Here is a 14,231-nt window from a genome sequence, read left to right as displayed (position 1 = left end):
ATTATGATTATAAAAAACCAACTGGTACTTTTGCTTTATGAGCCGACTTTGCAATTTATTCTTGGTGATTCCATTCTTTGTAGACACGCCATATTGCTCTATATTTCGAAGTATCTTGAGGATGAAAAAGGTTATTAAATGAAGCGTCTTCAATTATCCTTCTTATCTCAATATGATATAACTTTTGGAATCGTGCTTTGTCAATCTTATCATCTATGTATAATCCACATGCAGTTTCGTAAGCATTTGCATTACTTTCTATTGCAGCTTTAAACAAACTATCCAACATACTTTTGACGTTATCATCTACACTTTCTGGAAGGTCTGCTATTTTAAAAGCAACATTCATGAGATGCCTTTTTGTTTCCTCAATCGTTTGATTTAACTGTAGTTCAGTCTGACCGGACATAAATTGATTATTGCGCTCTACAAGCCCATTGTAATAACCTTTTAGTCTAGTAGCTTCATCATTAGCTTTTTCGGATGCTTTACTCGCCTTAAATGCTACAAGCAATGCAAATGCAGATATAGTTATTCCTATAATAGATACTATTAGTTGAGCCATTATTTCTTCTCACTTTCGTTCTTATTTTTTAGTGCAGTCGACATATTAGCTATTAATGATAACAAATGCTTATTGTCCTGAGATTCTTGTAAGAATAGGAACCCTCTTCTTATAACCGGTTTACTTAACTCGTTATATAAAGAGTCAAATATCCAAATTTTATCATCCATTTCGATTTCTGCATCATTAATTTCTTGTAGTATCTCTGTTTGTTCTTTTGTGCCAACATTTTCTTTTAGCTGCTTTGCATATTTATTGACTAAAGCTTCTTTCATCTTTCTGCCCCCCCTTTATTTTGTATTGTTGTTCTTCAAAATATCCGATGCTATTTTTATTAGCTGAAGATAATGCTTGTTATCTTTTGACTTCTCTAAGTATTCATTCTCCGTTTGATATGTCGGTGAACACAGTTCTTTGAAAATATTATCAAATAACTGAATCTTATCCTCTATACTTATACTCAAACTTGATACATGCCATACTATTTTTAAGACATCATCTTCCTTGCTGTTAGATACTCTTATCCTATCCACATAATATATGACATGTACCCATGGAACCACTCTTATCTCTCCTTATCATCTCAATGCAGGTTAACATTCTCCTTCCTTACATTATCACCCAAATATAATATCAAATTCTCTATTCAGTGACTACTAGATAAATTGAATTTTCAATATTGATATTAGTACTCCTCTTTGAACAACGCCCACTTGTTGAAGTGGGCGATTCTCAAGAACACGTTCCTTATGGAACGTTATTTTATTGAGCAAGCCCCACAGTTCCTGTGGTTTGAATCCTTTCGTTGTACAAACGAAGAGATTCTTTTTGTATGTTTTTTGAAGCATTAACATCACGGTCATGATTCGCATTACAATTTGGACATGTCCACATTCTCAAATTAAGATTCTTCACATCCCGATTTTGATAATTACAATTGGAGCATAATTGGGAAGAAGGATAATCGCTCGCTACTTCCATTGTAGTACGTCCGTACCACAGTGATTTGTATTTCAGCATCCTGAAGAATTCGGACCAAGATACCTCACTAATCGCTTTTGAAAGCTTTTTGTTTTTTATTAAATTTGAAATTTTTAAATGTTCAATTCCGATAATATCGTGTTTTTTGACAATATCGGTTGAAACCTTATGCAAAAAATCCATACGTGCATTTGTTATGGACTCATGCATACGTGCTACTTTTACTCTTTGTTTATTCCAACGGTTTGAGCCGACTTTTCTGCGTGATAAGATTCGTTGTAATTGGGCCAACTTCTGTTCCTTTTTACGAAAGAACTTTGGATTTTCATATACCATTTCGTTGGAACACGTTGCAAACGTTTTGAGTCCCACATCAATTCCAATGTTTCGCATTGGTGTGCTGTTTGACAGTTTTTCAACTTCCACTTCACTCATAATGGATACAAAATACTTACCACTAGGATTTCTCCTGACGGTAGCGTTAATGATTCGTCCTTCTACCTGGCGAGACTGCGCAAAGCGTATGAATCCTAATTTAGGTAGCTTTAACAGACCCTGTTTCTCAATCTTAATATTATGATTGGTAAACCGCGTAATGTATGACTGCACCTTATTCTTTTTGGATTTGAATCTGGGCAACTCATTTTGCCCTTTGAAAAAGCGGTCAAATGCGTCACTCAAATTTCGGGTTGAAGACTGAAGCGCAATGCTATCGACCTCTTTAAGCCATTCATGCTCCAACTTTAAGTGTGGCAATTGGTCAGAACATATTTTATACGACAGACCTTTTCCCGTCTCACGAAACGTAGTATTCCATTGGTTTAAAAAATAATTAAAAATATATCGACTACAACCAATCGTTTTGTTAATCAATATGATTTGTTCATAGGTTGGATAGATTCTAAATTTGTAAGCTTTCATGATGATGTGTTTCATAACTCAAATTGAACTCCTCCATAACATTTAAACTTATTATATGAGGAGTCTTTAAACCATCAAATTAGTGTATACGATTTATGATATTTTTTATATAAAAGCGCATATAATCAGTGATTATATACGCTCAGCATTACTTTATTATTATCCCCCACTTGCTTTGCTGAAGTGGGGGTATTATCTTTTTGATAAAGCACACCTTATTATAGTATGCTTTATTTACTACATATATTCCATTTATCTTGAGAGATATTCCCCATAGTCTTCTCTCCCTTAATGAAGTTCGGATATAGTAAAAGCCATGAATCATGGGGGCTTTTAGATTGCCGAAAGTAAAAAAGACCTCAAATTAATTAGTCATTAAAGTTAATCATCAATTAATGCTTAAACTTCCATTCAAAAAAAGAACCAAGTCCCCTGGAAGGGCATTGGTTCTTTGGGTGTTAATTTCTTATTTGCTTTAATGCCCCAGTTTCATTGCCTCTACTTTTTCTACATTCGTTCTTATAATACTGACGTAACTTTGAGTACTCGGTTGTAGATTTAATTGGTGAGTTATCTGCACTAATGTCCGTTTGTCGATATATTTAGTAAAATATCTATATACATCCCGATTGTTATTATTAAGTATTAATAACTGTGTCATAATCGCCGCTCTGTAAATAGCCTCACTGTTGTAAAATTTATCCCTCAACTCTTCGATGACACGACTGCTCGCTTCGACAGCAGTATTACTTTCTGCATGGCGAAATTGGAAGTATAACACTTCTGCAATTTCCATTGTATCCAAGATTTCAACTTCAGTCGCCATAGTGATAGCCTCCCTTATCGATTATGTTTCGTAATGCTTTTTTCATAATATACGTTTATATGAATGTTAGGGTACATTTCTTCAAATTGCTCGATTACATACTCACAACTAGAACAAGTTTGATTATCGGTAAACAGTTCTATTGAGCCAGAAGAACCATTTGAAAAGGTTGAAGCAATTTCTTCTAAGATTTTAGCTTCAGAATCCGTAAAGCGGTTAAACCCCTCACCAATTGTCCCATCCGAATCTACGATTAATGTAGAAAATTTTCTATTGTCTTTAACAAGTACAAAAAGGTTATATTCCGCTATAGGGTGCGTTAAATAATTTACTTGGCTATGGCTATACAAATAACCATTTTTGCCGTCGATTTCATAATAAGCAATTGCAATGTTTCCACTCTTGGCCAGTGCTTTTGCATGTACTCCGATAATTTCCACCATTTCTAGCATATCCGCTCTTACATCATCAGCTCTTGCTTTTAGCACTGTGCCCCATTGGCTTTTTAAGTACTTCTGTTCTTTCAAGTGTGGACACAACCTCTTCTACTATCAGTATATCATAACTATTATACGACAGTTTCTATTTTTTTACAAAATCCAACTAATATCGTATTATATTATTTAAACAGATTCTTAATCAATTACTTTACACTCAATCAACAGAGAATTTTTTAAAAGCTTTGTAAGGGACTTTAATTAAATTAAAACTTTCTTCAGATAACTTCTTAATCGTCTGACGTGTATCACTATCCCTTATCGTCATTCCAACAATAACCTGACTATTCTTAAGTTTGATGATGTGATTAAAAAACTTCTCAACATCGCTGCTAACGATACTATGTTGTGCAGGCTCATCAAAGATAAGTACCCCTGGATGATTTCCTGACCTTTCATTAGAAGTTTCTAATAGGGATAACACGAAGGACCATATTGCTCTTATATTATCACTTGCGGACGAATCGAATTTCATATCAAACCCTTCAATAACGGGAAGGTACGAATCCATAGATATATCAATTTGATTTAAATTCGGTATGCTTTTATATCCGAATTGCATAAGATTTCTGATGAAATGATTTCTTAGAGTCTTTCTTTTTTCTTCATCTGAATCAGAGAATTTCTTTTTTGGAAGATCTGCTTTGTCTGTTAAATATTTTTTCCATTCCTCAGATAGTTCACTAAGTTTTTGTTTTTTTGAATTAAAATACTCAACTAATTGATATAAACTATTCATTTCAGCATCTAGCTGTAACTTCTTACGAATAATTGATTCAGATATATTGTCATTAATTGAATACAAATCATTTCTTAAAGATTTGGCCATGCTACGAAGTTTTAGTAAGCTATTTTCAAGTTGTACAATTCGCTCTCTTATTCTTTCCATATTTCTTCGATGACCCGCTTGAGCAAATTCAAGCATATCTTTCTGAGCAATTAAATGTCTAATGTTTTCATCAATGCTCATGGCTTGCATATGACCAGAATGGGGTATTAATGTATCTTGAATAGGTTGGCTACATACAGGGCATGTATCCTTCGTTGTCGCTAAATCCAGTTCCGAACCAAGGTTTCTTAATCTAGCCGCATCTTTATTATTCCGAATATCATTTTCAATAATTTCTAGATTGTTTGATAATTTTTCAATACTGCTACTTTCAGAATGTAGTATACTTCTATTTTTATAGAGCTCACGTTCAAATTCATCAATAGAGTTTTCAGTAGCATTAAGCTCTTGTTGAATAGTATCAAAATTATCAACTACTCTAGGTTTTAAAAGTATTAGCTGATTATACTCTTCTTGAAGCTTTTCAATATATTCATCTATCTCCCTATCTTCTTTTTTTATAAAAAGGTCTAATAAATCTTCTTCAGATAATATCTGTGGGGTCAATGGTAGTCCATGGGGAACGCAACCTTCTCTGTATAAAAGAATATTTAATTCTTTAATTATTGAGTCCCATTGAAACTTTATACTACTTTCTTTTGTTCTCAAAGAATCTTTTTTCTTTTCATTTTCTAGAGTATCCAAATGTAATAAAAACTCAAGCACACGTTTTTTCGACTCTCTGATGCCAAAAAATGGCATGCCTGACATGATATTCGACCAACCATTTTTTTGCTCTATAAACATTGCAGAGAAAATTAATTGTAAATATAATTTTCTTGTTCCATCATCGGCAGCTGGCACAAGGGGAAGTTCAATATGTAAAAAGCTCTCTAAAAAAGTATGAAATCCTTTTGTATTTACAGATGAGTTAGGCATATGTACATACATATCTTCAATTAAGACACCTGCTTTTTTTATATCATTCATTCCACTGTGATAAACAGTAATGAGACTACTATTTCTCCCCTCCATCTTAGCAGAACGGTAAATCGTAACTATTTCTTTCCCATTATAAATTTCAAGATATGCTCCTGACTCTAGGACTGGCCAGACCTCTTCTCCTTCCTCAATGGCTGTCTTATAAACCGCTGTAAGAACCTTTTCCCCTTTACCACCTATAATTTCTTCAAAACCAAGACAATAATATATAGCAGCAATGACAGAACTTTTGCCGCTCGTATTGTCTTCACTTGCTATAATATTTAATCCATCCATAAATATATTATCAAATCCGTATGTACCATTGCTTGTTTTGATTTGAGTTTTTAACCGTTTAATTCTCAGCACTGGAATACCTCCACAAAGATGTAAGAGCCTTAATTTTATCTTCTGTAAGCATCGTGGATAATACAGATAGATAACGTTTTTCTTCCTTCATTAGTTGTGTGTCCTTAATAATCTTTTTCACATATGCCTTTCCCAACTTGGACAGCTTGTACAAGGCATTCTGTTGTTGAACGATTAGTCCATCAGCAACTGCAAATCGTATAGCATGATTAACTGCAGGATCAAAACGAACGACTGTATAATTTGCTAATCGGTCATATGCTAATTCCCTCAAATCTTCCATGTCCTGTTTTGTGCTAAGTCCGACTGAAATCATGTGTAGTTTTAATAATGAACAGCCACCACGACTACACATCTCCATAATTAAACATAGCTGAGCCATCTTGTAGCTGATTCGATAGTTATACGGCACAGCGTCTGGTTTAGCTTCAAAAATGATTTCGTCTGCTAAAATATAGTTATTATTGTTCATCATTTACTCACCTGCTTCTAAATTGCATGGAACAATCAGCAAGCCATCCACTAATAATGTCAAGCTTTAATTCCATAATCGATGCCATATTCAAATATTTAAAATCTTCCAACTTCTTTTGGAAATCATCCATAATTTCATTAAATAATTGTGCATTAATCGAACTATTTGTATTCATCCTCGTTTTGGAAAAAACTTGCTTCTTATATGATTGCTCTAGTGCAAATATTTCTTCATACATTTCGGAATAGGAAACTCGAAGTACCTTCATAATTTCTATTCCATTGATGTACGAATTAACATACATATTGACTAGTTCATTATAATCTTCATCCAAATCATCAATGTCGCCCATTACAGCCTTTACTTTTCTCTTGATATTGTTAACTTTCTCTGAATCACACTGGGACCAATCAGGAGCAGCAGTTGTATGGTGAATTGCAATATTCAGCTGCATATCCGTCAGGTTTGTTCTCACTATCTTGGATATTTCAACCTTAAAATCTTCTGCCTGCTTAATCACAATAATAAAGTTGTCATCTATGTAATCATATTTAATTGGGTCAGCATGCTTCAAAGTAATAACTTCTTTACGCTTGGTTTCTGCATGCGATATAATTCTCGAATCTCTATAGTTTGGAATAACAAAATGCCATTCTGTAATCACTGGTACGCCTAATCCTTTTAATCTATCTGCATATTTAGGTGATGTTAGCTTACCGATATCTTTAGTCATCTTATCTCTTAAATGGTCATGTAACTCATCATCTGTGTATTCACGCTCTGGACAGTAACATTGATATACCCTTCCCTTACGTGTAAAGCCTTCAATACCAGCATCACCACCATGTACAGCCGGTATTTCTGTGAAATGCTCATCTTGAAATTTCATTCTATAACATGAGTTCATCAATGTTTCCCAAGACTTCCCGTCTAAAGGAGTGTCTATAAACTTCAAAATCATAAAACCCCACCTAATAATGATATAGATAATGAACTTCTTACATCCGCATATGGTTGCAATACATTGTAATCCACCATGAAAGTTTCCACAGCACCCAGATAACGAACTTTAGCCAATTGGAAATTTGGATATACCTTGACAATGATTACCTCCATGTCAATAAAGAACAGCTGGTCATCTTCACGAGGCACTGTAGTAGTCATTGTCTCAGCTCCTCACTCAAAACATTCCCTTTAAAACCTCATATTACCATTAGATTCCCAAAAGAACAATCAGGTAATATCTTAAAGTTAGTGAGCAACCATATAAAATTGAATGGATATTTTTATAATGTTATTGAGCTACTTTAAAAGGTGAACTACTACTTAAGTTATAAGAATGAGTATATAATTATTTGCTCGATTCTCTAATAGACAGCCAAATATTCCTATGGTATATACTTAAACCTAGGGAAATTTTCCCGGTATGATTTATAAAGAAAGTGGGTATAGCATGGACAGTTCAAGTGGACGTAGTAGTGCTCATTTAAATTCTATTCATCACGAGTCAGTAAGAGACGTACTCAAAAAAAGTGGCAGAAATATATGAGTCTCAAAATGACTCAACTATTGGAATTAAACAAGAAACTAATAAAGCTACCTCATTCTATCTTGTTGCTCGGAAAAGGAAGAAGGAATCTGCTAAGTCGATTGGAGTAATCGCTGGGACGCAAACTTCTAACAAGTCCATGTCCTTAATCCTACATAAAGCTCGTGTTAATAAAGATTTGGCAAAGCAACTCTGCTTGTTAAATACAAGGCGTGGAGGGAAATACGGATTAAAAGGATTTTTGTTTGAACACCTTCATGCATCAAACGAAACGGCTTAAGGCATCCTCACCATTGTTATTAACAACAACGGTGTCGCAGACTTTATGATTAAAAAAAATGGAAGAAAGTTCTTTGTACAAGCAAAAGTAGGTCAAGCCAATGCAAACATTAATTTTACAAAATACAAAGGTCAAACACTCATTGTCGATAAGGGCAACACTGCTTTAGCTCAAAAGGCAAGACAAGCTGGTATGAAAGTCATTGAATCCGATATCAGCAATAAACAAGTTACTCAACTAAGTAAGACCATGTAATTGGAACGAAAAGTAACCGGAAACAAGAACGCAGTAGTTACCTCTAAAGCATATGCCTCATCAAAGAACTTATTTAACGCCCATAATGCAGGTGTTCAGGCAGCTAAATCGGGTGCACATTTTGGAGCTGGTATAAGTATTGGTTCTAACCTGGTTGATGTTATTACTGGCGATAAAGAAATGAAAGAAGCTACAAAAGATATTGCCGTTGATACAGCTATATCAGCGGGAACTGCTTATATCGCAGGAGCAGCAGTTGCAGCCGCCGCTCAGACTACAGCTGGAGCAGCAATTGCAAGTGCTGTGGGTACAGCAGGTGCATCAATAGCTGGAACTACAGTCGGTGGAGCCTCAATTGCGGCTGGAGCAGCAATCACCGGTGCTGTAACCGGAGCGGCAACTGCCGCTATAGCCTCAACTATGGCAGCAGCTACTGCTGTGACTTCTGCCGTGGCTAGTACAGCAGTAGGTGGAGCTATTGCAACTGCTGGTACCGCAATTGCCGGAACAGCAGCGGGCGGAGCTGTTATTGCAGCAGGAGCTGCTGTTGGAGCTGCGGCAATAGCCGCTGCACCAGTTGTCCTGCCTGCAATTGCTATAGGTGCTGCTTGGAAAGTTGGTAAGAAGCTGTTTAGTAGAAAGAGATGGTAAGATAAAACAAAAATGGAGGGTCAGTATTAACCCTCCATTTTTGTTTCGATGAATAATTAAATTGTAACGAAAAAAGAATATCCGTATCAATCAGTGACAAACACGCGAGTAGTTTATCAAAAACAATAATACCCCCACTTCAGCAGACTAAGTGAGGGTATTATTGTTTTGACAAAATCTAATGTGAACGCACTTCACTGTATCAACAAAAAACATATGAATCCCTTTCAAAATATCTTTTTACTTTTTAATTGCCTATTATTCGTATTCCGACTATACCAATCTATTCGCAACTCAACTTTTTTTTGAACTGTAGTTACCAGTCATCCAATTGAAGCCGCGAAATCTAGGGCGTGTTCAGCAAGTTCCTGTTGAAAACATTCATATATGATACGACTTTCCATCCATTTTATTCTATTCATATTATGATATGGATATAGCTATAATCAATGCATAGGGGGCGGCAGACGATAAATGTAAAAATTTGATAACGGGCAATGAGGTTTAAATAAAAAAATATAGGAAGGAAGTAATCTCTTCTTTACGCTGTTCATATTACTCGTTGTATCGATTCATTTCCCCGTAAGTTCTCCAAGCTTCGTAACTAACTCTTGCCAATCAGTAAGCCACGCAGTCGCTACGACAGCCCCTTTGGAAGTATCATCTACAAACCCTTTAATGTTTTCCATTGCTTTCTTTAATCTTGGAAACTTAGGTTTAGGTGAGTCCAACTGCTCACTAATCGTTTCCAAATCATCAGTCAAACTTTCCTTTTCTTCTTCTGTTAAGTCGATACCCTGAATAGTGGGTAACAGCTTCTCAATTAATGCCTTAATTTCACTAATATCATTATCTGAAATATTTCCGCTGTATGTAACATCTCTTCCAGCTGCGTTGACGTTCCCGTAATTATTTCCAATGTTTTGATAAATGTTTCCCATAACCTTATCCCCCTCCAGTAGCATAATTCTTTTAGATAGTGCATCGACAACAAAGTCAACAAGAGGCTTGAATGATTTATCTAAAAATTGTCTAACGATATCCGTCCAATTTCCTTTATTATGCAGAAAACTATGCGCAATACCTTTCACATCAATGTTTTCAGTACATAAGAACGTCATAAAATCGTACTGAGCTTTGAGATGACTTACCTCATCAACAGGTGGCTCTATGTAATGCCATCCTGAACCTTCAATCAGAAAACATTGTTTAAAATCGTACTCTACACCCTGAATACGTTCCTGAATGATAGTGGCTATAGCTGGTGAAGAGTCTATGTAGCTCTTAAACCGTCTTAATTGCACGGTTGCTGTATCTGCATCCGGCATAAGCATATTACTTGATACCCTTCTGAAGTCCAGGCTTAGTAGTCTGAGTTCAGTCAAATTCATTATATATCCACCCCACAATAAGGACAGTAAACTTTTGCTGCACCTGCGCAATAGAGTACCTTCACATGATTTTCACAGCTTTTACAAGTAAAAATTTGTTCTGTTGTATCTCTATCCTTAAGTTCCTTTACGTTAACCAACTTCAATGGTTTAAAATCCATTTTGATAATGCCACGATTGCTACTATTAATTCGTCGGGCCATTTTACCAAAAGTTTTATTTAAATGTTCAATGGCGTAGTTCGTTGCCATTGTTTGTATCTTCTCCACAGTTTCTCTGGTGTAAAAATCATTTCTGTTGCTTGTTAATCCACAATATGGACAAAACAGGTCTATGACCGGGAAATCATTATTTTGCAACTCCCCAGCTTGAGCTTTAAATTCGGAATTGCAAAACGGACATTCTAGTGTTATGTACCCTTCACTATCTCCTTGAATAGTAAACGTCATTTTCACTTCGCTCATTGAAATCTCCTCCTGAGATAATTCCTGAGTTATACCCTTTTGCGTTTTTCTATTATCTCATATTTCTATTTTTAAGTCTTATAAACAAACTATCACACACTTTAATTTGAATCTCTCTTATTTCCATGACTTTAGAGCATTATATTCTCAAAGAATCTAAACGCATTGCCGATAATTCAAATAGGTTATCGACAATGTTTAGATATAGCAATAGCAAACAGCAGGAGATGTAGAATTTTAAGGATTGTAGTGAGTATTCCGACATAGTCTTACGAAACCATTATGTATGTCACTAAGTTGCATATTAACTGAGCTTTAAATGAAGCTCAGTGGTGCTGCTCCAAAGCAACGGAAAGATGGACTAAAAATATTTCACTTTCCTCACTCACCTTTCTGTTATCCTTTGGTTGGTCTACTACAAGGAATAATTATAACGAGGAAGGCAATTATTCCTCCCCATCCAAGTTATTTACAATTGATAGCCTTATAATCTGGTCAATTAAAAATCCCAACTCCATCCATTTTATTAAAGTTAATTATTTTAATACGTTCATCTAGATATTCAGTAAATTATCCTCTTTTACGAGACGATGAACCTATCCATCTTCTCTAATTATACATAGTCTATATATTTAATATCTTTCCCTCTATTCTTATGTGCACATATAAGACACTTCAAACTCACCTTACCAAACTAAACTTCAACAAAAATAAGGACACCATGAAAAAACAACCAGATAAATTGTTAAAAGTGCTTTTCCCAATCCCTGTTGAATTGTATCCGCTTTGGATACGCTATATCGAAAAGGCAGCCCTTCCAGAAGAACTTCCCAAGATAAATGAGTTAACCAGGCGTCTCGTACGTGCTAAAATTTTAACCATAGGAGCTCTATTGGAACTGACCTACAATCAACTCTCCAGTATTCCTCATATTGAAAAAAATTCTGCGTTGCTGTTTGTCTTACTTAAACGGATTTCAGTTCATCCTCAAATAGTGAGTCCTGTGAAGAAAACTCTCTTCGACACTCCTCCTACATCTAGCGAATCGTAGATTCGAACCTTCCTCGCACAACTGTTAAAGCGCTAAAGCCTCTCTACATGGCTTTGGCGCACTTTCAATTCGTCAGCAGCTTAAATACATCAACACTTAAGACTATCAGAGCATACCTTCTGTATTCTCGTAAACATACATGCAGTAAATAACACAAACGTATTAATCTAATAATTTACGCATGTGAGAATTTCTTTTAATGGTATAGTTCGTATTTCAGCTCATTATCGTTGTGGGATATTAGCACCCGTAACTGTCATTGTGATTTTGCTGACTGGGGGCTATTTTAACAGGCTATTGGTTTAATGCGGGGAGGATAATGTATACTCAACTATGCATGTTCTAGACAGCCTTTGAGAGCCTCTATAGTCCATATAATCTTGGACATTCTTGTTCATGGTGTTTTGCACTTTTAAGTTCTTTTGGTTTACATCTTTTTTTATACATATTTGTACTTTTCGTTTATGTGGGATGACACTCATTTATAATCAAGTGTTTTTGATTACGCTTACCCTTTGCTGAAATTCATTACTTCTGTTATCATTTGTAATGAGTATCTGTAGTCTTGGGTATGCTTCTTTCATTCAAATGCTATGAAAGAATTAATAAAATCCGCTCCCGCCCCTTCGGTTGGGCTTTGCCCTCCACCATTAAAATCCCCCATCAATGAGTGAACTCTATCCTATAAGAGTACACGCTGTATGAAGGCTGCAGTTTAGAGCTTTGTGCTGCATAGTACATTATTTATATTGATATACTTTTGGTGCACAGAACATCCAGAAACAGAATCGTCTTCGTGCCGTACAGCGCCTTGTTGCTCTGCGCGCGGTCAATAACCTCCCGCACATCCTTAACAGAGGCTTCAACCGCATTCAGCCGCACAAATTCGCCCTGTGTATGATGGGAAATAATATGGGCCAGCGTTGTCTTGCCGCAGCCCGGAGGGCCATACAGCAGAATCGAGGAGACCTGATCCGCCTCGATCGCCCTGCGCAGCAGCTTGCCCGGCCCGACAATATGCTCCTGGCCGATATATTCATCAAGACTCTGCGGACGCATGCGGTCTGCGAGCAGACGGCCGCCTCCGGTATTGTCCCCGAGTGAGAATAAATCCATAAGTCCACTTCCTTGCTCTTAACTTTCAGGCAAGATGCACCTGAATACCTCTCCCTATCATACCACAAAACATAGAAAGAGCATGACCTCGCTACGCTAAGCGGGCGCCATGCTCTTAGTTCAAATTTCAGGCTAGCGGTTCATCGCAAGCCGCATTTTTGAAATAATCTTGCGGATGCTTTCCTCTGAGAGGTGGTATCTCTTCTGCAGCTCGTTCACCGAGCAGCCGCTGCTGTGACTGCAGAAAATCTCCTTGTTGCGGCTGGCAATCTCCTGCCGGGAGCCGCTGTTCTCACCCCATCTTACCCGTTGCTCCGTCTTCTTCGGGATGTAGAGCAATTCACCTTGAATGTATCCCTGAAGCTCTTCGAGCAGGCCCGGGGGGAGCACATCCTTTCCATTTACATAACTCACGTTGTGTTTCCTCCTTCAACAGGTGTGTCCCTTTGCGTCCGTCAATTGCAGCATCTAAAGTAATAATCATTGCACCTGCCTCCTTTCTTCAGCTCATATTTGGTAAATACCGTAAGTTCATTATATAAAACCCTATGGTTAGCGTCTACATTCGTTCTCATATTTATTTCATTCTCCCCTCTGAGGGGTGAGCCTGCTGTCAGGTGTTTGTAAGTAAGGAGGCCTCGCGGCCTCCCCGTAAACAGGATTTCCGTCTTAGACGGAAACCACCTCGTATACTGAAATCATTTCAATCAGCCTCCTTCCAGAAGTAATCTTGCCCGGCCGGACACTTATTATTAAGCCATAGCTGCCAGGGTGATACAAGATCAAGAACAGTTATAATCGTTCTTCACCAGAACCGGAAAAGGTTTTTTGCCGAAAAATTAATTACTTGGTCGATTAATGTCGGAAAAAGGGGCCTGGTTCGATCGAGGAGATCACCTCCCCGGCCGCAGCGCTGTCCGCTATGGCCGCAGACATGCAGCAGCAGGTGACCGTTTCCGGTTCAGCGGGCAGAGCCCGGAGCCCTCGTCTAAGTAAAAAAGGACCGCACCTGTAAACTGAAGTGCACCCC

Annotated in this window: 16 protein-coding genes and 1 pseudogene; 3 read left to right on the top strand and 14 right to left on the bottom strand. The window is 36.9% G+C overall.

Going from position 1 to position 14,231, the window contains the following annotated elements; all coding sequences use genetic code 11:
- Positions 1–55: 55 nt before the first annotated feature.
- From AWJ19_RS03410 to AWJ19_RS03365, 10 genes are all read right to left on the bottom strand, one after another.
- The gene (locus tag AWJ19_RS03410; protein WP_068721581.1) at positions 56–565 is read right to left on the bottom strand and encodes a hypothetical protein; all 510 of its coding nucleotides are present in this window, start codon (positions 563–565) and stop codon (positions 56–58) included.
- Positions 565–840: a hypothetical protein gene (locus AWJ19_RS03405; protein WP_068721578.1), complete on the bottom strand. Its 276-nt coding sequence runs from the start codon at positions 838–840 to the stop codon at positions 565–567. Before AWJ19_RS03405 ends, AWJ19_RS03410 begins: the two co-directional genes overlap by 1 nt.
- A 15-nt stretch (positions 841–855) precedes the next feature.
- Positions 856–1,128 carry a hypothetical protein gene (locus AWJ19_RS35565; RefSeq protein ID WP_068721576.1) on the bottom strand — a complete coding sequence of 91 codons (273 nt, stop codon included), beginning with the start codon at positions 1,126–1,128 and terminating at the stop codon, positions 856–858.
- A 199-nt stretch (positions 1,129–1,327) separates the two neighbouring features.
- Positions 1,328–2,473 (bottom strand): IS200/IS605 family element RNA-guided endonuclease TnpB, encoded by a 1,146-nt coding sequence (gene tnpB, locus AWJ19_RS03395; protein ID WP_198536461.1) that lies wholly within the window; start codon positions 2,471–2,473, stop codon positions 1,328–1,330.
- A gap of 469 nt (positions 2,474–2,942) precedes the next feature.
- Positions 2,943–3,293 (bottom strand): hypothetical protein, encoded by a 351-nt coding sequence (locus tag AWJ19_RS03390; protein ID WP_068721572.1) that lies wholly within the window; start codon positions 3,291–3,293, stop codon positions 2,943–2,945.
- A 14-nt stretch (positions 3,294–3,307) separates the two neighbouring features.
- A complete protein-coding gene (locus tag AWJ19_RS03385) occupies positions 3,308–3,820 on the bottom strand; it encodes a deaminase domain-containing protein (protein ID WP_068721570.1) in 513 nt (170 codons plus the stop codon).
- Positions 3,821–3,947: 127 nt separating this feature from the next.
- Positions 3,948–5,969: a hypothetical protein gene (locus tag AWJ19_RS03380; RefSeq protein WP_068721568.1), complete on the bottom strand. Its 2,022-nt coding sequence runs from the start codon at positions 5,967–5,969 to the stop codon at positions 3,948–3,950.
- Positions 5,956–6,444: a hypothetical protein gene (locus AWJ19_RS03375; RefSeq protein WP_082707679.1), complete on the bottom strand. Its 489-nt coding sequence runs from the start codon at positions 6,442–6,444 to the stop codon at positions 5,956–5,958. Before AWJ19_RS03375 ends, AWJ19_RS03380 begins: the two co-directional genes overlap by 14 nt.
- 4 nt (positions 6,445–6,448) lie before the next feature.
- A complete protein-coding gene (locus AWJ19_RS03370; RefSeq protein ID WP_068721566.1) occupies positions 6,449–7,405 on the bottom strand; it encodes a hypothetical protein in 957 nt (318 codons plus the stop codon).
- Positions 7,402–7,608: a hypothetical protein gene (locus tag AWJ19_RS03365; RefSeq protein WP_068721564.1), complete on the bottom strand. Its 207-nt coding sequence runs from the start codon at positions 7,606–7,608 to the stop codon at positions 7,402–7,404. The genes AWJ19_RS03370 and AWJ19_RS03365 overlap by 4 nt, the downstream gene beginning before the upstream one ends.
- A gap of 710 nt (positions 7,609–8,318) precedes the next feature.
- Between AWJ19_RS03365 and AWJ19_RS03355 the strand changes: the two genes are divergently transcribed.
- On the top strand, positions 8,319–8,528 hold the full coding sequence (locus tag AWJ19_RS03355; protein WP_068721560.1) for a hypothetical protein: 210 nt from the start codon (positions 8,319–8,321) through the stop codon (positions 8,526–8,528).
- A gap of 180 nt (positions 8,529–8,708) precedes the next feature.
- Positions 8,709–9,179 carry a hypothetical protein gene (locus AWJ19_RS03350; RefSeq protein WP_068721558.1) on the top strand — a complete coding sequence of 157 codons (471 nt, stop codon included), beginning with the start codon at positions 8,709–8,711 and terminating at the stop codon, positions 9,177–9,179.
- 572 nt (positions 9,180–9,751) lie between these two features.
- Here AWJ19_RS03350 and AWJ19_RS03345 read toward each other — a convergent pair.
- Together AWJ19_RS03345 and AWJ19_RS03340 are read right to left on the bottom strand one after the other, a co-directional pair.
- A complete protein-coding gene (locus tag AWJ19_RS03345) occupies positions 9,752–10,570 on the bottom strand; it encodes a hypothetical protein (RefSeq protein ID WP_068721552.1) in 819 nt (272 codons plus the stop codon).
- Complete coding sequence (locus AWJ19_RS03340) at positions 10,570–11,034, bottom strand: hypothetical protein (RefSeq protein WP_082707678.1); 465 nt, start codon at positions 11,032–11,034, stop codon at positions 10,570–10,572. Before AWJ19_RS03340 ends, AWJ19_RS03345 begins: the two co-directional genes overlap by 1 nt.
- 721 nt (positions 11,035–11,755) lie before the next feature.
- On the opposite strand from AWJ19_RS03340, the gene AWJ19_RS34545 reads away from it, so the two are divergent.
- A complete protein-coding gene (locus AWJ19_RS34545; RefSeq protein ID WP_128083488.1) occupies positions 11,756–12,085 on the top strand; it encodes a hypothetical protein in 330 nt (109 codons plus the stop codon).
- A gap of 774 nt (positions 12,086–12,859) precedes the next feature.
- On the opposite strand, the pseudogene AWJ19_RS03335 reads toward AWJ19_RS34545, so the two are convergent.
- Positions 12,860–13,201, bottom strand: a pseudogene (locus tag AWJ19_RS03335) (AAA family ATPase); the annotation flags it as partial.
- A 132-nt stretch (positions 13,202–13,333) separates the two neighbouring features.
- Complete coding sequence (locus tag AWJ19_RS03330) at positions 13,334–13,615, bottom strand: CD3324 family protein (protein WP_039876272.1); 282 nt, start codon at positions 13,613–13,615, stop codon at positions 13,334–13,336.
- Positions 13,616–14,231 lie beyond the last annotated feature (616 nt).

The organism is Paenibacillus sp. DMB5 (assembly GCF_001517085.1).
GTDB lineage: Bacteria > Bacillota > Bacilli > Paenibacillales > Paenibacillaceae > Paenibacillus_AQ.
This window is presented reverse-complemented; position numbering and strand designations above follow the sequence as displayed.

Excerpts from the sequence above, each read along its gene's own strand:
- AWJ19_RS03410 (WP_068721581.1), bottom strand. The coding sequence starts at position 565 with ATGGCTCAACTAATAGTATCTATTATAGGAATAACTATATCTGCATTT.
- AWJ19_RS03405 (WP_068721578.1), bottom strand. The coding sequence starts at position 840 with ATGAAAGAAGCTTTAGTCAATAAATATGCAAAGCAGCTAAAAGAAAAT.
- AWJ19_RS03390 (WP_068721572.1), bottom strand. The coding sequence starts at position 3,293 with ATGGCGACTGAAGTTGAAATCTTGGATACAATGGAAATTGCAGAAGTG.
- AWJ19_RS03375 (WP_082707679.1), bottom strand. The coding sequence starts at position 6,444 with ATGATGAACAATAATAACTATATTTTAGCAGACGAAATCATTTTTGAA.
- AWJ19_RS03370 (WP_068721566.1), bottom strand. The coding sequence starts at position 7,405 with ATGATTTTGAAGTTTATAGACACTCCTTTAGACGGGAAGTCTTGGGAA.
- AWJ19_RS03365 (WP_068721564.1), bottom strand. The coding sequence starts at position 7,608 with ATGACTACTACAGTGCCTCGTGAAGATGACCAGCTGTTCTTTATTGAC.
- AWJ19_RS03355 (WP_068721560.1), top strand. The coding sequence starts at position 8,319 with ATGATTAAAAAAAATGGAAGAAAGTTCTTTGTACAAGCAAAAGTAGGT.
- AWJ19_RS03350 (WP_068721558.1), top strand. The coding sequence starts at position 8,709 with ATGAAAGAAGCTACAAAAGATATTGCCGTTGATACAGCTATATCAGCG.
- AWJ19_RS03345 (WP_068721552.1), bottom strand. The coding sequence starts at position 10,570 with ATGAATTTGACTGAACTCAGACTACTAAGCCTGGACTTCAGAAGGGTA.
- AWJ19_RS03340 (WP_082707678.1), bottom strand. The coding sequence starts at position 11,034 with ATGAGCGAAGTGAAAATGACGTTTACTATTCAAGGAGATAGTGAAGGG.
- AWJ19_RS34545 (WP_128083488.1), top strand. The coding sequence starts at position 11,756 with ATGAAAAAACAACCAGATAAATTGTTAAAAGTGCTTTTCCCAATCCCT.